The organism is Desulfovibrio inopinatus DSM 10711 (genome assembly GCF_000429305.1).
GTDB classification, from domain to species: Bacteria; Desulfobacterota; Desulfovibrionia; order Desulfovibrionales; family Desulfovibrionaceae; genus Alteridesulfovibrio; species Alteridesulfovibrio inopinatus.
Window position 1 is genome coordinate 1 of the sequence record NZ_KE386879.1, and the last position, 21,252, is coordinate 21,252.

At 47.3% G+C, this 21,252-nt stretch carries 16 protein-coding genes, 2 rRNA genes and 1 pseudogene; 10 read left to right on the forward strand and 9 right to left on the reverse strand.

The window, feature by feature from the left end:
- From G451_RS0122480 to G451_RS31160, 3 genes and pseudogenes are all read left to right on the forward strand, one after another.
- Positions 1 to 112 (forward strand): 23S ribosomal RNA (locus G451_RS0122480); the annotation flags it as partial.
- A 47-nt stretch (positions 113 to 159) separates the two neighbouring features.
- Positions 160 to 274 (forward strand): 5S ribosomal RNA (gene rrf, locus G451_RS0122485).
- A gap of 267 nt (positions 275 to 541) precedes the next feature.
- Positions 542 to 994: pseudogene (locus tag G451_RS31160) on the forward strand (DNA-processing protein DprA); the annotation flags it as partial.
- A 204-nt stretch (positions 995 to 1,198) separates the two neighbouring features.
- Here the strand turns inward: G451_RS31160 and G451_RS0122495 are convergent.
- The 6 genes from G451_RS0122495 to gcvH all read right to left on the reverse strand — a co-directional run bounded on the left by G451_RS0122495 (position 1,199) and on the right by gcvH (position 8,414).
- Positions 1,199 to 2,431 carry a DUF4427 domain-containing protein gene (locus G451_RS0122495; RefSeq protein ID WP_027186009.1) on the reverse strand — a complete coding sequence of 411 codons (1,233 nt, stop codon included), beginning with the start codon at positions 2,429 to 2,431 and terminating at the stop codon, positions 1,199 to 1,201.
- Positions 2,432 to 2,877: 446 nt separating this feature from the next.
- Positions 2,878 to 3,501, reverse strand: coding sequence for a Maf family protein (locus tag G451_RS0122500; RefSeq protein WP_027186010.1), 624 nt, complete (start codon positions 3,499 to 3,501; stop codon positions 2,878 to 2,880).
- A gap of 158 nt (positions 3,502 to 3,659) precedes the next feature.
- On the reverse strand, positions 3,660 to 5,030 hold the full coding sequence (locus G451_RS35230) for a dihydrolipoyl dehydrogenase family protein (RefSeq protein WP_027186011.1): 1,371 nt from the start codon (positions 5,028 to 5,030) through the stop codon (positions 3,660 to 3,662).
- 221 nt (positions 5,031 to 5,251) lie between these two features.
- Positions 5,252 to 6,697: an aminomethyl-transferring glycine dehydrogenase subunit GcvPB gene (gene gcvPB / locus G451_RS0122510; protein WP_027186012.1), complete on the reverse strand. Its 1,446-nt coding sequence runs from the start codon at positions 6,695 to 6,697 to the stop codon at positions 5,252 to 5,254.
- A complete protein-coding gene (gene gcvPA / locus G451_RS0122515; protein WP_027186013.1) occupies positions 6,694 to 8,025 on the reverse strand; it encodes an aminomethyl-transferring glycine dehydrogenase subunit GcvPA in 1,332 nt (443 codons plus the stop codon). Before gcvPA ends, gcvPB begins: the two co-directional genes overlap by 4 nt.
- A gap of 11 nt (positions 8,026 to 8,036) precedes the next feature.
- On the reverse strand, positions 8,037 to 8,414 hold the full coding sequence (gcvH, locus tag G451_RS0122520) for a glycine cleavage system protein GcvH (protein ID WP_027186014.1): 378 nt from the start codon (positions 8,412 to 8,414) through the stop codon (positions 8,037 to 8,039).
- 325 nt (positions 8,415 to 8,739) lie between these two features.
- Here gcvH and miaB point away from each other — a divergent pair, with 325 nt between their 5' ends.
- The 4 genes from miaB to G451_RS33290 all read left to right on the forward strand — a co-directional run bounded on the left by miaB (position 8,740) and on the right by G451_RS33290 (position 14,726).
- The gene (miaB, locus tag G451_RS0122525) at positions 8,740 to 10,068 is read left to right on the forward strand and encodes a tRNA (N6-isopentenyl adenosine(37)-C2)-methylthiotransferase MiaB (protein ID WP_027186015.1); all 1,329 of its coding nucleotides are present in this window, start codon (positions 8,740 to 8,742) and stop codon (positions 10,066 to 10,068) included.
- A 3-nt stretch (positions 10,069 to 10,071) separates the two neighbouring features.
- Positions 10,072 to 10,566: a bifunctional nuclease family protein gene (locus G451_RS0122530; protein WP_027186016.1), complete on the forward strand. Its 495-nt coding sequence runs from the start codon at positions 10,072 to 10,074 to the stop codon at positions 10,564 to 10,566.
- A 10-nt stretch (positions 10,567 to 10,576) separates the two neighbouring features.
- Entirely contained in the window at positions 10,577 to 11,245 is a 669-nt protein-coding gene (locus G451_RS0122535) for a histidinol phosphate phosphatase domain-containing protein (protein ID WP_027186017.1), read from the forward strand.
- Between the two features lie 169 nt (positions 11,246 to 11,414).
- On the forward strand, positions 11,415 to 14,726 hold the full coding sequence (locus G451_RS33290) for a PAS domain S-box protein (RefSeq protein WP_051261801.1): 3,312 nt from the start codon (positions 11,415 to 11,417) through the stop codon (positions 14,724 to 14,726).
- A 31-nt stretch (positions 14,727 to 14,757) separates the two neighbouring features.
- Here G451_RS33290 and G451_RS0122545 read toward each other — a convergent pair whose 3' ends face one another.
- From G451_RS0122545 to G451_RS0122555, 3 genes are all read right to left on the reverse strand, one after another.
- Positions 14,758 to 15,213, reverse strand: a complete 456-nt coding sequence (locus G451_RS0122545; protein ID WP_084448731.1) for a response regulator — start codon at positions 15,211 to 15,213, stop codon at positions 14,758 to 14,760.
- A 109-nt stretch (positions 15,214 to 15,322) separates the two neighbouring features.
- Entirely contained in the window at positions 15,323 to 16,744 is a 1,422-nt protein-coding gene (locus G451_RS0122550) for a sigma-54-dependent transcriptional regulator (RefSeq protein ID WP_027186019.1), read from the reverse strand.
- Between the two features lie 2 nt (positions 16,745 to 16,746).
- Positions 16,747 to 18,234, reverse strand: a complete 1,488-nt coding sequence (locus G451_RS0122555; RefSeq protein WP_051261802.1) for an ATP-binding protein — start codon at positions 18,232 to 18,234, stop codon at positions 16,747 to 16,749.
- Between the two features lie 402 nt (positions 18,235 to 18,636).
- Between G451_RS0122555 and G451_RS31170 the strand changes: the two genes are divergently transcribed.
- Genes G451_RS31170 through G451_RS0122570 form a run of 3 tightly spaced genes read left to right on the forward strand, consistent with a single transcriptional unit; the run spans position 18,637 to position 21,237 of the window.
- Positions 18,637 to 20,415 (forward strand): sensor histidine kinase, encoded by a 1,779-nt coding sequence (locus G451_RS31170; protein WP_034643641.1) that lies wholly within the window; start codon positions 18,637 to 18,639, stop codon positions 20,413 to 20,415.
- Positions 20,412 to 20,840, forward strand: coding sequence for a response regulator (locus tag G451_RS0122565; protein WP_027186021.1), 429 nt, complete (start codon positions 20,412 to 20,414; stop codon positions 20,838 to 20,840). Before G451_RS31170 ends, G451_RS0122565 begins: the two co-directional genes overlap by 4 nt.
- A complete protein-coding gene (locus G451_RS0122570; protein ID WP_034643644.1) occupies positions 20,809 to 21,237 on the forward strand; it encodes a response regulator in 429 nt (142 codons plus the stop codon). Before G451_RS0122565 ends, G451_RS0122570 begins: the two co-directional genes overlap by 32 nt.
- Positions 21,238 to 21,252: the final 15 nt, after the last annotated feature.

The following is a 21,252-nucleotide window of genomic DNA, read 5'->3' on the forward strand; positions in this document are numbered from 1 at the left end:
AGATAAGATCTCCCTGAAGACTCCGAGAAGATGACTCGGTTGATAGGCCGCATGTGTACGTGCAGCAATGTACTTAGCAAAGCGGTACTAATAAGTCGTTCGACTTATTTTCCTTCAAACTATCCTGTTTCTTATTTTACTTATATATCACCAATATTTCCTGGTGACCAAGGAGGAGGGGGTACACCCGATCCCATTCCGAACTCGGAAGTTAAGCCCTCCATCGTCGATGATACTGCGGTTATAACCGTGGGAAAGTAGATCGTCGCCAGGATCCTTTTCAAATGCCACACACGGCAACACGAAGCCCGAACTTGATGAAAGTTCGGGCTTTCGTGCGTTTGGGGACCAAATATTTACGGAAACGGCTGGGGAAGGGGGAGGTGCGTTCAGAAACTTGTCACGCTATACCCCTTCGACTCAGCTATCATTCCGCTTAAATTTCGCATCATATTTCCCATGAGAACTGCTCATGCTGGCTTAACTTCGTGTCCACAACTCTGTAGCAGGATCAACTCTGTAGCAGGATCACTTTGCTGCTTTAGCGCATGGAGGAACAACTACGATTGTTTTGGCTGAGGGAATTCAAAACTTTCGTATCAAGAAAGAAATCAAAACTGTTTTTAGTGAAAAGCAAGCCGTTATTGTTTCAGAATTTTTCCCAACAAGTCGTTGGTTTGTTTCAAATGCGATGCAAAGAAATCGAACTATCTTAGGGTTATCCAAAGCAATGGTGGTTATTGAAGCCGCTATGAAAGGGGGAACTTATGCTGCAGCTATTGACGCTCTTGAATATCGAGTGCCATTGTTTTTTGCAGACTACAAAAATGAAAATGTATCATCGGAAGGAAACCGTTATTTCCTTTCAAGAGGAGCGAATGCGATAAGGGCAAACAGATATGGCAAACCAAATATTGACGGAGTCATGCGAGCAGTCAATCGCGTTGAAAAAAATTATAATAATAGCAGCAGTCAGCAGCTTTTACTTATATAACCAATCGGAATATTAAGATTGGTCATCCCGTGAAAGTTCTTCGAAATGAAGATTTAATGGGATATAATCCCATAATCCCCTAACTATGCTATCATCGCGACTGCACCTGACAAGCAATTTAAAGCTGATTTGAAAAATGCTCTTTCTTTACAAAAAATCAGTCTCGTTTTTGTAGCAGAAGCAAATAATATTGAAAAATGTATATTAATTCTCGTTGTAAATGAAAGGGTTGTCAGGAGGGGAGCAGTAAAAAGGTTCCCTATTAGGGTCGTTATGGCCTAAAACAGAAAAATATCCACACTGAATTCCTATTTGTGTTTGTAGAGCAGCCGCGAGTTGCTTTATCATATTTTCTTGTTGACGTAAGCTTCTCGATTCTGAAAACTCTGGTATATCTACTAAGTATCGACCATCGTTGCTGACATACAAGCGTCCAATAGCTTTCATGCTACGAGTGAATGGATGCGTATTGTCGTATAGCCATAACCACGCTTTTCCTTTTTCGCCACTCTGAGAAGGCGTGGTTCTTGCCAGCTGGCATGCAAGATTATTTAATATATTATTGTTATAGGTCATAGTTGTATTATTCACTGTGAGTCCTGCTAAAGGATTGATCAGTGCTTGATTTATCGCTGTTGTTAATCCGTTCAAAGATTGAAGAGACTGAATGGAAGGGATACTTGATAAGGACAAAATAAACTTATACTTATTCTCTGTTATGAGACCACGATCGATGAGCGTAAGCAAGTCAGAACGTATATATTGGGCTTCCTGACTATCATTAACAACAATGCCCATTCCGCATAAATCAATTGTTGACAGAGTTAACGCAGGCATTTCTTCGAAAGAAACAATCTCATCATTATTGTTTTTTTGGACATTATGATGACAACCCCACCGCCATTCACGTTCATGAGTCCAATCTATGGTCCTTAGAGGTGAAGGATTATAAGTCACAAATCTATATTGTTCTTCGAGAGGTAAGCAATTTAAATCTATGATTCTTGCTCCAGTTTGCGGATCAGTAGAAGCAGAATATTTTTGACTTAATCCATATATAACAGGGAGTGCTCCATATTGTGCCAATTGAGTTTTATCTATTAATATAGCATAACTACTGATATGTTCTCCTCTTTTTTTTCGCAGTTCTGCTGCTTCAAAAAAAGCAGCTATAGGCATATCTGTAAAGCAAACTGCGGGTTTTAATCCGTATATAGTTCTTACGCCACCTCTGTAAGACCAGGTAGCCCATATCCTTTGCTGCCGTATTGCACATCTTAATAGAAAAAAAGCTTGTAAAGGGGAGTTGTCGTACTCAAAAATGTTATTCCAACCGATGTGTTCAGGTATATCAATACTAGCATCTGAATCAAGGTCAACATCTCTAAAAAAATGAATTAGCCAATTTGATAAATCATAGCGTATATTGTTGTGCAATTTTGTTATCCCTCTTTAATGAGTAAAGACATACTAAAAACATTATCGCTTATTGTACATTAAATGATGCACTGAAAGTTTAATCTTATTTGTATTTGAGTATAAAAATGATTTGTGTTTTTACTACAGAGTGGTAGACGCAAGGTCAAGGTGTTCACCTCATAATGGAATAGAATGAGCAGATATAAAATATCACAAAAAATCACAATCAAAAACGCAGCATCCTGCACTTCAAGTTCACATACAAAAATCACATACAAACTCAACAATTCCCACAACTCCCTCAACTCAAACCATCAAGTTCAAATAACTCAATCCCCTCAATACAATCTCACAAAACAAAAACAGAGCAACATCGACACTCCCTCTCCATCATAAATCGCCATCCCCCAAAGTGGGGAATAAGTGGGGACTTCGCCTGGAAATTCTCACATTTGTGGGGTTTTTCATGATTTTCTTGGAATTATAACAGCCCAGGATAACAGGGTATTTATAATTTTGGAGAGGGGTAGCCCGACGACGTTGGTGTAGGAGCCGGTGATTTTTTTTACCATGAAGGCTCCTTGGCCTTGGATGGCGTAGGCGCCGGCTTTGTCCATGGGTTCTTTGGTTTGGATATATGCGTGTATAATGGCGTCGCTGAGTTCGGTGAACCAGACTTTTGTTGTTATGGCGAAGGATGAAATTTCTTTTCTTTGCGGGGCAATGAGGGTGCAGCCGGTTGTGACGGCGTGTTGTTTGCCAGAGAGAAGGCGGAGCATACGATGAGCGTCGTGTTCGTCTTTGGGCTTGCCTAAGATGTTATTGTCTATGGCAACAACGCTGTCGGCGGCGATAATGCAGGCTTCGGGGTGTGCTTGGGCAACGTCATTCGCTTTGCCTGTCGCCATACGGCTGGCGTACGCTTCGGGAGACTCGTCGGGTTCCGGAGCTGGCTCTTCGAATGATGAGGGAACGATCGTGAAGTCCAAGCCGACAGAGGTAAGGAAGTCACGCCGGCGCGGTGAACCGGAAGCCAGAACAATGGGAGAGATATTACAGAATGGACCCGGTATAATATTGGTAGGCATGGGGTATCAGTCCTGATAATGCAATGCTTGAGCTGTTATATATTGGTTGACTAAACCGGCACGATAACGCTGTCTGTATCGTCTCGTGCCGGTGCTCTGTTTCACACACAAGACCAGATGTTTAAGCATTTACTGGTCTCATGATGCTTGATTCGTTTTTATGCGTCTTTCCTTGGAGCTAACAGCGCGTCCTTCAGTGCTTCATCGAGTGTCGGATGAGGGAAGATAAAATGTCGTACGTCTTCTCTGGTCCATCCCTGATTGCACATGATCGTTGCCGTCGTGGTCAGCTGGGACACCCCGTGGCCAACCGCAGTGACTCCAGCAACTCGATCTTCGTTCCAGATGACTTTGACAAATCCACCCGTGGTTGCATGACCTTGGGCAATGGGATTTGCAATCAACGGCGATTGAGAAATCTGTGGGGAAAGTCCTTGGGCTTGCAATTCCGCTACCGTCCGACCTGTACTCATGGTTTCCGGAGAACCGTAGACAATTGAAGGGTAGGGGCCAAACGTATACGGATTCGATGCATGACCGCAGGCGTGGTCAACGGCGTATTCGGCCTGATGCGCAGCAGCGTGAGCAAGCAACATGCGTCCGTTGACATCTCCGGTGGCATAAATATGCGGGGCTGCCTGGAGATGGTCGTCAACCTGGATGAATCCTTTCTGATCAAGCGAAAGAGTCGTTTCGCTCACGTCAACACTCTCGGTGTTCGGGGTGCGTCCCAACGCAAGAAGTATTTTTTCTGCTGTGTGCTTTGTGCCGTCTGACATCGTGAGCACGGCTTGTCCGTCACACGCGCATACGGATTCGATGCATGCGTTTGTATGGAGACCATAACCGGCTCGTTTGAGGATCTGCGCAAGGCTCGCCGAAATGTTCGGGTCCCCAGCAGGTACAATCCGCGGTGCTGCCTCAAAAATATCGACTTTCGTACCAAGACGATGAAAAAAATGGGCAAATTCAATGCCAATGGCACCTGCCCCAACAATGATGATAGACGAAGGAATTTCGGGAATATCGAATACACTGCTGGAATCGTGAATCACTTCGTGATCGGGAGCAAGACCTGGATAAACCGCTGAGCGCGATCCTAAAGCGAGAATGCAGTCTTGAAAAGACAGGATCGTGTCGTTCACGTGGACGGTCTTTTCTGTGATCGCGGTCACGTCCCCTTGTATCAACTCAATTCCTGCCGCATCAAGTTGTTTAACCATGGCCTTACGTGTGGCTGTGATAAGGCGGTCTTTTTTGGTACGGAGTGCGGCAAAATCGAGTTGAATTGTCCCGCTGGCAATTTTAGCTTTTGCCTGACCAGCCAGTTCGTCTTGAGCACATGTTGCCGCAAGATACAGTTTCGTAGGAATGCACCCCCAATTGAGGCACGTACCGCCAAGGTGTTCACGTTCAATCAACGTCACGCTCCGGCCTTTGGACGCTGCCAAACGTGCAGCATCGTATCCGGCTGGTCCACCTCCAACGATAATGAGGTCACATTTCCTGGTAGCGGTCAAAGAAGTCATGGCGTTTATCTCCATGGGGTTTGCTCTGTCGTGTGAAAATCACAGTTGTGGACTTAATAACAAATGAAAGATGCGCGTTCGTGTCGCGTGATCCTCTTTGGAGAACGTTTTCGGCAAAGCGTTGAGGGGGCGCAGTGAAGAAGAAATACGGAAGAAACTTCTTTTAAAAGAAGTTTCTTCCGTTTCATCTCAGGGAACTCCAAACGTGGAGTTAATTATAACTACCCAAGATCGTGCGTGATTTCCATAGCACGGGCGGCTTTGGTTTCGTCAAGTCGCTTGACCGGCATGGTATGCGGTGCGTGGGTTATGGATTCGGGATCGGTTTTGGCGGTTTCAATGATCGCTTTCAGATCCGCGATGAATTCATCAAGCGTTTCTTTGTTCTCCGTTTCGGTCGGCTCGAACATCATGGCTTCTTTGACAATCAACGGGAAATAAATCGTTGGAGCGTGGTAGCCTTTGTCGAGCAGGGCTTTGGCAAGGTCGAGTGCGCGGATATGCTCGGCCACATCGTGCGCTGAAGCGACGAATTCGTGCATACAAACCCTGTTGTAGGGAATTTCAAGCACGTCTTCGAGTTGTTTCCGCATGTAGTTGGCCGCAAGAACCGCATTTTCGGACACACGGATGAGTCCTTCTTTGCCGAGTCGCAGGATGTACGCATACGCTTTGAGAACAACGCCGAAGTTGCCGTAGAACGGTGCAACATACCCAATGGATTTGGGGTAATCATACTTGAGTTGGTACCGGCCATAGACATCGACAACGACACGAGAAACGGGCAGATACGGTCTGAGTTTTTCGCAAACACCAACAGGACCGGAGCCAGGGCCACCGCCACCATGCGGGGTGGCGAATGTTTTGTGCAAATTGAGGTGGACAACGTCGAATCCGGCATCACCAACACGGAGTTTGCCCAAAATAGCATTCAGGTTGGCTCCATCATAGTAGAGGAGAGCATCAACGTCATGTACCATCTTGACGATTTCGGGGAGATGCTTTTCGTACAAGCCCAACGTGTTCGGACATGTCATCATGAGCCCGGCGACATCGTCATCAATAACGGCCTTCAGTGCCTCGGGGTCAACGATACCGTTTTTGGACTCAATACTGATAACCTCAAAACCGGCAATGGAGGCTGAAGCGGGGTTGGTTCCGTGTGCCGAGTCCGGACAAATGATTTTGGTTTTCTTGTTGCCCTTGTCTGCATGATACGCAGCCATAATGAGGGCACCAGTCAGTTCGCCGTGCGCTCCAGCCATCGGGTGCAAGGTATATTCCGCCATGCCCGTGATTTCGCTGAGAAGCCTTTCGGTCTCGTACATGACCGCAAGAGCTCCTTGCGTCATTTCACTGGCCCAGGGAAGTTGAGGAACGACCGGATGGAGTCGGGCAAAACCTGGGAGTGCCGCAACTTGTTCCGTGAACTTGGGATTGTACTTCATGGTGCACGATCCCAAAGGATAGAAGTTGCCGTCTACACCAAAATTGCGCTTGGACAACAACGTGAAGTGTCGAACGACATCGAGTTCGCCAAGCGAAGGCAAGTCAGCCGGCTTGGAGCGAAGGAGGTGTTCAGGTAAAAAGTCGGAAGCCTCGGAGGACGGTTTTTCCGGCCAAACGCCTTCGCGTCCGGGAGAAGATTGTTCAAATACTGTTTTCATGCCAGGCCTCCGATAAGTTCAACCATCTCGTCAATTTCTGCGCGAGTATGTTTTTCCGTACAGCAGACCAGCAGCCCGTTTTCAAGGCCCTTATAGTATCGTCCTGTAGGGAAGCCGGGAATAATGCCGCGACTCATGAGGCTCACGCAGATTTCCCGACCGCGGCCTGGGAAAAGCACAGTAAATTCATTGCCGAAAGGAGCATCGTTGAGCAAACGAACGCCTTCGAGTTCCATCAACTGCGCTGCGGCATATTGGGCATTTTCCATGGATAACAATGCCTGGCGGCGAAGGCCTTCATCGCCGAGAAGGCAGAGGTGAACCAATGTTTGCAAGGCGCACAACGCTTGGTTGGAACAAATATTCGACGTGGCCTTTTGGCGTCGAATATGTTGTTCACGCGCTTGCAGGGTGAGAACATACCCGGTCTTTCCGTCAACATCGGTCGTCCGGCCGGCAATACGGCCAGGCATTTGGCGAACAAGCTTTTTGGTGCAGGTCATAATGCCAAGATACGGTCCACCAAAGGATAATGGCAGCCCAAGGCTTTGCCCCTCAGCCACGCAGATGTCAGCGCCCATTGCTCCCGGCGTTTTTATGACCGATTGGAGAACGGGATAACCAGACATCACGGACAATGCGCCCAGCGCCTTGGCTGCATTGAAAAGCTCCGTAAAGTCCTGCACACAACCAAAGAAGTTGGGATTTTGGACGACAACGCATGCTGTTTTGTCATCAATCGCGTCAACCAAGCCTTCGAAATTCGTTCGTCCCTGAACATGCGGTACGGTGACAAGCTCAAGTTTAAGATTCTTGGTGTAGGTGCTGATAACTATTCGGTAAATTGGGTTAACGGCCTCGCTAATGACGACTTTACGGCGCTTTGTTGCACGAACAGCCATCATAATGGCTTCGTAGAGCGCCGTTCCGCCATCGTATACTCCGGCGTTGGAACATTCCATTTCAAACAGACGGGTTATGGCTGTTTGATATTCGAAAATCGCCTGGAGTGTGCCCTGTGACGATTCGGGCTGGTAGGGAGTATACGCCGTGTAAAATTCGCCTCGACTAATGAGCGCGGAGGCTGCGGCAGGACTGTCATGGTCATAGAAACCGGCTCCGAGGAAGCTGACCATGTCGATGTCATTGGCTGCAGCCAAGTTTTCCATGTGCCGCAAAACCGCCATTTCGGTCATACCGTGAGGCACATCAAAACTTTTGGGACGCATGTCTTCAGGAATTTCTGCGAACAATTCTTCAATAGAAGAGACGCCGACGGCGTTGAGCATTTCCCGAATTTCTGAGTCGGTATGGGGAATATAGGGCATGCAGTCTATCCTTAGTGCTCGGATTCAATATAATCGGCGTATTCCTCAGGAGACAACATCCCTTCAGGATCTTCACTGCATCGAATTTTAATAATCCAACCCTCTCCATAGGGATCATCGTTGAGCAGTTCGGGAGCATCGTCGAGCTGAGCATTCACTTCAATAATTTCTCCCGTGACCGGACTATACAATTCACTGGCTGCCTTGACGGATTCGACCGATCCCATTTCTTCTCCAGCCGTAATCGTGTCACCAACATTCGGTAATTCAACGAACGTGATATCACCAAGTTGTTCCTGGGCGAAATGGGTGATGCCGACAACGGCAATATCGTCTTCCTGGCGGAGCCATTCATGGGTCTTGGTGTACAATAAATCATTTGAGATCATAACATTTCTCTCCCCAAAAAAGATTTGGCGGATTATGGGTCAAGGACCCACTGGTGTCAGTTAGGCTAACGCAACGTTAGTAAAAACCAATAGGTCAGGCAACACGCTGAAGGCGACGATGAGGGGCAATACTGCAAAAAAAACAGCTTGCCTGCAGCGAACACCTGGTTCCGAGCCGGAACGAGAGGTGCGTTCCTTTGGCCGACACGGTTCGAGGTTGCTTTTCCATAATGGCCTTTCATCGTCAAGGCGTCTTGCGATAAGAAAATGAAGGTCGCAATGTTGGCTTTACGGTTTACGCGGGATAGGCTAAATATCATGGGTTATGAAGTTTCATATTTTGACCTTTGGCTGCCAGATGAATGTCGGAGATTCCGACTGGATTCGTCGCTCACTTCTTGCCGCGGACTGGAAAGAGTCCGGAGAAGATGATGCCGACGTTTTTATCGTCAATACATGCAGCGTCCGGGAAAAACCGGAACAAAAAGTATATAGTCTGCTTGGTCGATTGGCCCGGCATGTTGCGCGTCGTCCTGCGGTTTTTGTTGCTGTCGGAGGATGCGTGGCTCAGCAAGTTGGTGAAACACTCTTTCAACGTTTTCCCTTTGTGCGGCTTGTGTTTGGCGCCGATGGAGTTGCGAATGCCCCGTCGGCCATCATGCGCCTTGCTTCGGAATCCGGGACACGCATCAGCCTACTTGACTTTACCGATAGATATCCAGAACGAGCAGCCGCGTTTGTCGATGATGCATTAACAGCGCAGGCGTTTGTAAACATTATGCAGGGCTGTGATAATTATTGCGCCTACTGCATTGTGCCGTTTGTACGTGGGCGACAGAAATCTCGGTCGAGCGATGAAGTCGTTGCCGAATGTCGTGAATTCGCTGCACGAGGTGTGAAAGAGATTACACTGCTAGGGCAAAACGTAAATAGCTTCGGTCTTGATACTGCCGGAGACGGGACGTCTTTTGCTCAATTATTAGAACGTATTGCCGCCATTCCCGGTATTATGCGGCTTCGTTTTACAACGTCGCATCCCAAAGATTTGAGTGACGATGTAATCTCCGCTTTTGGAAGACTCTCGAATTTGAGTTCGGCACTGCATTTACCCTTGCAATCAGGCTCTGATCACGTTCTAAAGAAAATGGGCCGACGATATACCATTGCAACGTATCTTGAGAAGGTTCGCAAATTGCGTGAAGCAAGACCGGATATAGCGTTGACAACGGATATCATTGTTGGATTTCCAACAGAGACTGAAGATGATTTTCGTGAAACCGTTGAAGTGGTTCAGACAGTAGGATTTGCTGGAAGCTATTCTTTCATGTACTGTGACCGACCAGGTACAGCTGCTTCACGGTTGGATTCCAAAGTGGAAGATGAAGTCAAAGCGCGGCGTCTCGCAGAACTGCAAGCAGTACAAGAAAAGTTGACGCAGACCCACCTTTGCCAAGCTGTTGGTACACGACAGCGAGTGCTTGTTGAAGGGGCGAGTTCAAACAAGGATGGGAGTCTTGCGGCTTGGCGCGGTCGTGATGAGTATGGACGCGTTGTCAACTTTACCTGTTCCTCATCCGCTGACATGACCGGCAGCATCTGTGATGTTGATATCTTGGAAGCCAAGAAGCACTCCTTATGGGGGAAGGCGGTTTAGTTCATGGTTGAAATGCATGTTTTCGGTCTGGCCGTCGATGAAGATACACAAGTGCCTGTTTTGATACTTAAGGATAAAGACGATCAACGGGCGCTCCCTATCTGGATTGGCGCTATGGAAGCTCTGGCGATTTCCATGACATTGCATAACGTCAGTCTGCCGAGACCAATGACGCACGATTTGCTGTTGAAAACCATTGAAACCGTTGGCGCAAAAGTTGATTCTGTAGCGATTACCGAGTTGCGTGATGGAACGTATTACGCTGAAATTCGTCTCTTAATGCACGAAGAGATGCAAACAGTCGACTCTCGACCGTCTGATGCCATTGCTTTGGCTCTTCGTGCCCAAGCCGCAATTTATGTTAATGATGATGTACTGGAGCAGGCGGCTGTGACAGAAAAAGAAGCTTCTCAACCGCTTTTGCATTCGGACGACGCCGAAGAATGGACAGAGATTTTGGAAAAGTTCACACTCGACGACACAAAATACAAAATGTAGCGAACCCACGATGATTGATCTGCATACCCATACCGTTTTTAGTGACGGCGAACTTATTCCTTCGGAACTCGCCCGTCGTGCCGTGAAAGCCGGATATACGGCAATGGCCATGACTGATCACGCCGATGTGAGCAATCTGGCATTTATTGTTGACCGTATACACGACTTCGTGAAACGCGAAGGCCCATATTTGGGTATCGACGTTTATGTTGGTGTCGAACTGACGCATGTTCCTCCACCACTTATTCCTTCTTTAATAGAGGAAGCCCGGGACGTCGGAGCCGAAATTGTGGTCGTGCATGGCGAAACCATTGTGGAGCCGGTGCCCCTTGGGACAAATTTGGCTGCAATTGAGGCCGGTGCAGACATTCTGGCTCATCCGGGACTTATAACACCGCAAGAAGTCGAATTGGCTGCTAAAAACAACGTTGCTCTCGAAATAACAACACGCAAAGGCCACAGTTTAACAAACGGTCATGTTGCCGCTTTGGCCCGAACACATGGAGCGTGTCTTGTCATCAATAATGATGCCCATGCTCCTTCTGATCTTGTTGGAGCTGAACTGCGTCGAGCGGTAGCGCTTGGTGCCGGCTTGAGCCCGGAAGAATATTCTCGTGCGGAAGCCAATTCACGTGGTATCGTCAACCGTCTTATGAAGAAAGGTCTCAGGCAAGCGTAAGTGCGTTGCGCGTGGATGCAGAACATCTCTTTGCTTTGGAGGAAGAGAGTACCCAGGGAGTCGAACCAGAATCATACGATGAGTGTCATGGCGTAGAGGACGCTGTTCGTTTTTAGTAAGGAAAAACAGCATTGTATAAATAACGGCACCAAACCCATTCGGGAGGGATGTGAAACCAGGCATCCGAAATAAGCTTCTGGGGATGTTTTTGGTGTTTAGCTTTATTCCCCTGATTATTATGGGTGTTTTTCTTTGGGGGCGGGGGAGCGAAGCGAATCGTCAGCATGCTCTGGATATCGAACAAGCTACAGCCGAAAGGGTCGCGTCATCATTGGAACGTCGAATCGACGCGCTTGAAGTTCGTCTGCATGATGCTGCTCGTTTGACAAACCTCGTCCATCTCGACAAGGAAGGACAGCTTCAAGTTCTCTCAACACTGATTGATTTAGCTCCACAAGTTTTTTCCAGCATCTATTGCCTGGATGTGCAAGGAATGGTGACAGCGCGCATTCCTGTACGAGGTGATAGAGGTGGTGGTCATGATGAAGCCACACTGGATATCCCTTTGACAAAATTTCTATCAATCGATGGTAGCGCGTCTGCCCGTTTAATTGCGGTGTGTCGTACGCAAGAACTGTTTCGCTTAACAAATGACCTTTCTTATCACTCACGCGATACCGTCTTTATTTGTGATGCCTCGGGCCGGGTCATTACATCTGCTGGCGTAAGCGGTCGCGTCTCGTCTCATATCGGTATCACTGAGCATACGACACTCCCGGCCTTGAACTCATTTGATTCCCTTATCGCTGCAACAGCATGTTTTCGTTTGGGGAATGATCGATTTTTGGTTCGCGTTGAGCGTCCGTTATCTTCCTTTGCTTCACAGCAGTCCGTATGGCCTGTCTTGGTCATCCTTCTCCTTATTATCCTTGGAGCCTCAATTGCCGGATACCTTCTGGCAGGTCGTATTCTTCGGCCGATTCGATTGGTAACCGATGCGGCTCGATCTCTTTGTACAAGAGATACTCCCCTGCGTGTGCATATAGACACAGGGGATGAATTCGAGGATCTCGGACATGCATTCAATGCCATGACGGACAAATTGACGTTCACGATGAAAGGGTTGAATGAACAAATTGACCGCTTGTCTCGGACCAGAGAAGATTTAATCCATTCGGAAGAACACTTTCGAGTGTTGGTAGAGAACGTCGTCGATGTGATTTGGAGCGTCAATCTCGATATGCGTTTTTCATATGTCAGCCCTTCTGTAGAACGTTTGCTCGGCATGCCCTCGAAAACAGTTATACATACTGCCGTTCACAAATTGCTCACGCCTGAATCTTTTCGTGTGGCCAAGCACATCTTCGATGAGATGGTAAACGTACATGACAAGCGTGAACCGTGCCTTGTTCGACGTCCACGAACTGTTGAACTGGCTTTGATTCATCAGAATGGAGAGATTGTCATGGTTGAATGTGCCGTGACGGTATTACATGATGAGCACGGCAAAATATCAGGTATTCTCGGCGTCAGTCGTGATATCGGAAGCCGCTTGGAAAGAGTCAAGACGTTGCGGCAAAGTGAAGCCCGCTACCGTATGCTTTATGAACAGGCTGCAGAAGGCATCATCATGATGGATATCGATACGGTGATTGACGATGCTAATCCACGAGCCTTGGAAATGTTTGGTTATGCACGGATTGAGTTACGCGGAATGCGGTATGATGAATTAATTCATCCTGCGGACCTTGCAACGGCTCCTCTTCTCTTCAAGGAACTTGTCGCCGGTGAAGTCATACGGACCGAGTGTCGAGTTCGACAGAAATCCGGTCATTTTTTGTCCGTGGATGTCAGTGCGAAAATCATTGGGGATAAATATATCCAAGTGTTCATTCGAGATGTTTCTGACAGGAAGCGTATTGAATCTGAACTTGTTGCGGCAAAAAATTTGGCCGAATCGGCCAACCAAGCAAAGGATATGTTTGTTGCCAACATCAGTCACGAAATTCGTACCCCGATAAGTGGCATTATCGGCATGACCGACCTTGTTCTTGCATCATCGGGCATTACGACAGAACAAACTGAATATCTCGGGATGGTCAAGGATGCGGCAGATTCGCTTTTATCGATCATCAATGATCTCCTTGATTTTTCAAAAATTCAGGCTGGCAAACTCAGTCTGTCACCAACGGATTTTTCCTTACGTGAAACACTCGAAAAAGCCTTACGTCCTCTTCAATTTCGCGCAACGAGTAAAGGCGTACTTCTTGAACTCAGTGTTGAGGAGGGTGTTCCTGATGGTGTACACGGTGATTCGGTCAGACTCTGTCAAATCGTACGGAACTTAACTGATAATGCTATTAAATTCACAGAAAGAGGTCATGTCCTCGTTCACGTTTCTCACATTGGCCGGAATGCTCAAGGAACCTTACTGAAGTTCAGTGTTGAAGATACAGGAATTGGCATTTCAGAAGATCATATTCCACGATTATTTCAGAATTACAGCCAACTTGAAGTGGCTTCAGAAATGATTCAGCAGGGCACTGGGCTGGGGTTGGCAATTTGCAAACGGTTAACGAGCATGCTTGGTGGAACGATATGGGTTGAAAGTACTGTGAATCAAGGAAGCACGTTTCACTTTACTGTTTCATTGAAAGAAGCCGGTGTATTGGCGTCTGAGTGTAGAGATGAGGTGTCAAAGCATGAAGGGGACAATGCTCTCGGACCATTGTCTATTCTTTTAGCCGAAGATAATGCCATTAATCGTAAATTTCTTCTCCATTTTCTCGAAGAAGACGGACATCGAGTAACTACAGTGAAAAGCGGTCAAGAAGCGCTTGATGCTCTGGTTAAGGAATCCTTTGATATTGTGCTTATGGATGTACGTATGCCGGAAATGGATGGTATTGAAGCAACAGAAAATATCCGTTCTGGAAGAGACAAGCGTATTCCTGTCGATATCCCCATCATTGCATTAACAGCATATGCGATGGAAAGTGAAAAAGAAGTCTTTTTGCAAGCTGGGATGAATGCATGCATAACAAAACCGGTTAGTATGTCGTCTTTAAATCGTGTTATAAACGAAATATTACAAACTGAAGTACATCAGGCATCGAACGAAGCCCCAATAATCAATCTCAAGGATGAAAATACGATATTCGATTCTGAAACATTTGAAAAAAGATACCAGTCTCATCCAGAGTTGTTTAAAGAATTGGTAACAGAATTCAGCGATGCACTTCCTGTTTCTTTAACACGCCTCAATACGGCAATATATGATGCAGATGTAACTGCTATTGCCGAAGAAGCGCATAGTCTCGCCAATTCTGCAGTACCAGTCAGTTCTCAAGCGCTCCATACTTTGGCTACTCGCATGGAACATGCAGCGAGAGAAAAAACGATCGACGAATGCAGGATGATTGCTCAAGATATACAGCACGTCTGCGATGTCCTTTTGTCGCGTCTTGTCGCGTACCTTTGACTTGAATATTTTTTAACGAAAGCCAATATGTTCACGATGAAAAGTCTGTCGTTTTGAATGTATTATCGCGGTGGACATAACGACCTGCCAGCCGTTCGAGACACCAGCCCACTGCACGAATCAAAGCTTCAATATTGCCATCTTTGGGAACTCGGGCGACTTTGCCCAGCAATGCTTTCGGTATATTTTCTTCTCCAAACGTATGAAGAACAACAATAGGGGCTCGGGGACGATTGAGAAGCATGTCCCAGAATTTCTGATCGCATCCCGAGAGTTCCATATCCATGAGAATAAGTGCTGGTGGATGTGCTCCATTGACGAAATGCAACACTTCTTTTCCGTTTTGGGCTGTGCACACCTGAAAATGTCTGCTTGTAAATTCCCTTAGCAGCAAATTTCTTACATTAGGATTGCGATCGCAAAGAAGAATCGTTTGAGCAGAAGTTGCCATAGCTTTGGATAGGCAAAGGGTATGCCAGACGAGCATACTCTTTGCCTTAAGCTAATCATTTGAGATATCATATGTTTTAAATACAAGTTGGCATGCACCATAGGGGAGAGGGTGTCACGTTCTTTGACGAGTTGAAAAAAAATTATCAACTTATTTTTGCATCAATCCGCAGGCCGTACTTGTCTATTTTGGCAACGAGCGTCGGTCTAGAGATACCCAATAATTTGGCTGCTCGTGTCCGATTGCCACCAGTGGCAGCCAACGCGGTTTTAATGGTGAGCGCGGCAACGTGGTCGGTTATGGATTCAAGAGCATTTTCACCGGAGTTGCGATTGAGTGTATTTTGTATCCAATGTTCCAAAGCTTCGTTATCGGGAACACAGCCGGACTGTTGTTTTCCTGGCTGTCCGATGATCGATGAAACGTCTTGTGCTTGGATAGGTCCACCTCGAGAAAAAATAACGGCTTTATGCAGTGTATTGGCGAGTTCTCGGACGTTGCCAGGCCAATGATAGGCGCGAAGGATATCTTTCGCTTCTGTTGTGAGGCCAGGGTTGTCGATACCAACGTCCCGTGAGTGGCGAGCCAGGAAAAAATTTGACAAATGGGCGATGTCTTCTCCCCGTTCACGAAGAGGAGGGATGTGGAGTGATACCACTTTTAGACGATAATACAGGTCTTCACGAAAACGTCCATCTTGAACAGCTGCTTCCAAGTCACGATTCGTCGCGGCAAGTATACGGACATCAACGGGAATAGTATCTCGTCCTCCCAGACGTTCCACTTGTTTCTCCTGTAATAATCGCAGAATTTTTGCTTGAATGGTGAGTGGCATATCTCCAATTTCATCGAGAAAGACCGTACCGTGATTTGCTTGCTCCACTTTCCCAATACGTCGGTTGGTGGCACCAGTGAACGCCCCTTTTTCATACCCGAAAAGTTCTGACTCCAGGAGTGTTTCTGGGATGGCGACGCAGTTGATAACCATAAACGGTTTGTGAGAACGTAAGCTGTGTTGATAGACAGCTCGAGCAACAAGTTCTTTCCCGGTCCCGGATTCTCCACGTATTAATACCGTGGCATCAGTCGGAGCTACACGTCCCACAGCTTTGAACAATTCCTGCATGCATTGGCTCCGACCAAGGAGCACTTCTCCACGGGTTGTATCCGGCTCGGAGGACATATCGACCCGACTGCGCATGAATTTTCCAGCTTGGAGTGCATTGTCCACCAGCTTGAGAAAGACCGGAATATCAAAGGGTTTTAGAACGTAGTCGTACGCCCCGAGTTTGGTCGCCTCAATAGCCGTTTCCGTTGTTCCATAAGCAGTCATGATGACCACGGGCATGCGCGGTTCTATGTCACGCATGGCTTTGAAGGTCTCAAAGCCATTCATGCCTGGAAGCCGTAAATCGATAACGGCCATGTCCGGCAATTTCTCGTGCATGAGTTCAAGTCCTGCTTCGCCTGACGGTGCTTGTCGGGTGGTATGTCCCTCGGATGTTAGGAGTTTGGCAAAACTTTGTCGCAGTCGTGGGTCGTCATCTATGATGAGAATGTCTGCCATGATTAAGGTTCCTTACAGGGCAGGCCGATTTCAAACAAAGCGCCACCCCCTTCGGGGATACGAGTTTCAACAGTGCCCCCGTGTTCCATGATGATGCGCCAGGTAATGGCCAGCCCAAGTCCGGAACCGTCTTCTTTGGTGCTAAAGAATGGTTCGAAGACTCTCCCTTGAAGTTCTTCGGGGATGCCAGGCCCCCAATCTCGAATTTGAAGTATTGCCATGCGTCGTCCTGATGCATCGGCTCGACTGTACGTCGTGATCAAAATTCTACCACCACCAGGCATCGCTTCACAGGCATTGAGTAACAGGTTGACGAGCACCTCCTTCAGGCGTTCCGGGTCGGCATGGATAGGACGATTTCCGCCCGTAAGATCCATTTTGACTTCAACACCGTACGAATCAAGGCGGTAGGTGAGTAATCGAACCGCATTATCCACGATTTCGGCTAACGTGACGATTTCACGACGAAGGCCAGGAGGTCTGGCAAATTCAAGAAAATGTTGAAGAATCGTATCGATATGGCCAATTTCTTCCGTAATAACTTCGAAATCTTCGGATTGTGTGGCATCTAATCGAAGTGTCCGGCTGAGCGAAAACAAACGCATTTTTACCGAAGTGAGAGGATTACGAACGGAATGCGCAACCCCGGCGCCAAGTTTTCCGGCAAGGGCGAGTTTTTCGGTTTGCATGACATGTTCTCGTGCTCGATCCATGTCATCCATCAGTCCATGCATGCGTTTGTCAATGGCTTCAATTTCGTCTGTTCCCTTGAAAACGATTGGTGACTGTCCTTCTTGCGCCATTCTCCGAATGGGATCCAAGACTTTTCGAATGAGTACATATCCCAAAATTAAGGCAATGATGACGGCGATAAACACCGCCACCCATGCCATGTACATCATTGCAGTTGCATCCAACTTGGCATTATCGACAACGTTGTGGATTTGACTTTCTTGAGCTGCACGAAGTGACGCGACTTGGCCGCTGATCTTGTCGAAGACGCCTCGTATTGCCCAGTGTTGTCTGGCTCCTTCGTCTGCAAATCCCTGTGAATAGAGTTCGATGACTTTCGCTCTGTCGGCGACATAATGCCTGTATTCCGTATTGATAGTTTCCAGCAAAGCATGATTCTTTTCGGAGTAGGGATGCAGCATGGCTTTGCTCATTAATGTATCAAACATGTCAGTATGTGTTGCCAAGTCTTTGAGGTAGGACTCATCAAGGCTTAAAGCATAATAGGTTGTATAACCTTTCTGCATACTGAGCTCAGTAGCAAGACGTTCCACGATACGAAGACCTTGCATATCTTGGTCAATGATGACTTCCAAGAGATGGCGGGCTTCATATGAATACCATGCAGTGGTGATGCCTCCGGCAATGGCCGTCAGTGCAAGGCCGGTCAAACACAGAATGATGCGTCGTCGTAATCCGAGCCTCCATCCTTTGGATGAACTGTTCAATTGCTTTCTGTCTGATAATTCCGTTTCCATACGTGTGTCTTTGCTCCGGGGCGGTTGCCAATAGAGTTGAATATTCCAGGTGGTATGTTCTCTATGGATGATAGCCCTCGGTGAGTGAGGGATTTGTTTTTTCTCAGTACTGCTTATGATGCTCTGTCGTCTTCTGCAAGAATGATGCAGCGTTATACGCTGTGGAGGGTTGAATTGATTATGATCTTTCCGCCTGTCTTGGTCGAACCAGTTGCGAATTTGGAAGCCTTTTTTACGAAGTGTAAAAAAAGCTGACAGAGAAAATAGAAAGAAATTCGACGATCCATGTGATGCCTCCCGACAAAGAAAGCATTTTCAACATGTTGTGACGAAATTCACAAGTCGAGATGTCGGCATAGTCCTTGCCCTTACAAGTTTGCAGACAGAAGGCAAGGAGATGGCATGAACAGGATCAGCACCTCGCGCAAAGAACGCCCGCAGGGTGAGCAGTATTACAAGCATCTGGCGAGAAATATGTCGATGAATATTATCGCCGTTGCCTTAGCGCCAATGCTCCTTGTCACGGCTATCTTTATTCACCAATTCCATAGCGCCTACAAAGAAAAAATCCATGATCATCTGAAAGAGCTTGTCCTTAAGCATCAACATGAGATTGAAACCTATCTCAATCAACAACTCGGACTCATTCGGTTTTTAGCGGACATTTTCACCAGTGAAGAACTCAGTGATCCGAAGTTTTTAAGTCGTATTCTGGCGTCTTTGCATCGTGAATATGGCCAGCAATTTGTTGATTTGGGATTTGTAGACACTGAAGGCAAGCAAGTCGCCTATGCAGGACCATTCCGTTTGGAAGAAGCGTTGTACTCTGGTTCCAAATGGTTTGAGCAGGCACGGGGAGCTTCGACCTATATAAGCGATGTCTTTCTCGGGCTTCGTGGGTTACCCCATTTTATCGTGGCTGTTTCCAAAAGTACACCTCATGGAAAGTGCATTCTGCGCGCCACGGTAGACTTCAACGTTTTCAGTCGTCTGGTAGAAAATATTCGCGTGGGCGAAACCGGTTTTGCCTATATTCTCAATGCCAATAACGAGTTTCAGACTCAAATGTTGCCTGGTACTGCCGGTCAGAGTTTCGTCTTACCTCCGGTCCCAACAAAATTTTCCAGCGATATCGTGACGACGAAAATCGTGAGCGATGAGAGCGGAGAGGAGCACATTGTTGTCATCGTTCCGCTCAAGAATGGTGCATGGCGTCTTGTTTATCAGCAAAGCACCAAAGATGCGTACATGATGCTCATGCGTACCCGTCTCGTCACAGTCATTGTTCTGATTCTTGGTACGCTGGGGATTGTTACAACCGTTATCTTTCTCTCTCGAAGAATGGCTGCTCGGGTAGCCCGTGCCGACTATGAAAAAGCGGATATGGATAAGCAGATGGTGGAGGCCGGTCGTCTGGCTGCCATCGGTGAATTGGCTGCAGGGATTGCACATGAAATTAATAATCCTGTCGCCATCATGGTGGAAGAAGCGGGTTGGATGGAAGATCTTCTCGAAGATGGTGTTTTATTTCATGAAGATCCGGAAGAGGGTTTGGTCGAATTCATGCGTGCCCTGCAGCAAATACGCTTGCAAGGGCAACGGTGCAAGGAAATCACCCATAAGTTGCTCCATTTTGCGCGTAAGAGTGGTCAAGATACGCAACGCATCGCCGTCGATGAGCTCGTTTTGCAAATCCTGTCTCTTGTGGAGCAACGAGCCAGATATAATAAAGTCAATATTATAAGCCAACTTCATGGCAATCTGCCTATCGTTTTGGGCTCTTCCACCGAATTACAGCAGGTGGTGCTTAATCTTATCAATAACGCCATTGATGCCATAGGCCGAGAAGGCGGAATGATTGTCGTCAGTACTGGGAATCGGAAAACTCCTGATGATCCCATGGTCTTTATTCAGGTGGCCGACAATGGCCAAGGAATTCCAGAAGCGAACCTCTCACGTATCTTCGATCCTTTTTTCACAACAAAGCCTGTTGGTCAGGGCACAGGGCTCGGCCTCTCCATCTGTTACGGCATCGTAACTCGTATGGGTGGGGATATCGAGGTGCAAAGTCGTTCGGAAGAAGGGACCGTGTTCACCGTATTGCTTCCTGCCGCCGAGATCCAACACGACGATCTGAATGAACCAGATCAAGACCAACCGGCCTTGGAGGCGACCCTATGAGTGATGTACGCGTGAATGGAGAACAATATCTTCGGGTCATGCTTGTTGATGATGAGGTCGGCTTTATCGACGTCATGCGCAAACGTCTCACCCGACGCGGTTTGAATGTCGTGACCGCAGCAAGCGGAGCTGAAGCTGTTAAAATTATGAGGAAAAATGAGTTTGATGTTGTCGTTGCCGATCTCAAATTGGAGGACATGGATGGAGTCGAACTAATGCGCATTTTGCGCCTGATGGATCCGATGCTGCCTGTGATTATGTTGACCGGTCACGGATCTGAACTTCCGGCCAAGCAGCTTCGATCAATGGGCGCATTCGATTATTTGGTCAAACCCTGTTCACTCGACGATCTGGTCTGTCGCATTCAAGCGGCAGCTGAAGGAGGGAAACGCCATGCGTCCGCTACGTGTTCTTGTCGTGGATGATGAAGCCGCCTTCCGCTCCACGCTTATCAAACGCCTGAAACGTCGTGGTGTCGATGTCATTGACGCTCCGAATGGTTTGGAGGCGCTGTCTCGGTTGGCTGAAGAGCGTGTGGATGTGGTTGTGCTCGACATGAAAATGCCTGGCATGGACGGCATGGAAACATTGGAATGTATCAAAAAAAGTCATGAAGATATCGAAATTGTATTGCTCACTGGGCACGCTGATATCGAAGCAGCCAATCAGGCTATGTCAGGAGGCGCCTTTGATTACATGTTGAAGCCGATATCCATCGACGAATTACTGCATGTCATTGAAGAAGCGGGAAAGCGAGCCAGTCAGCATCGACAAGATAATAGTTTGGAAAAGGGAATTCCGCGGTCAGCCACAACCATCTGAGCGCGAGAACGATAA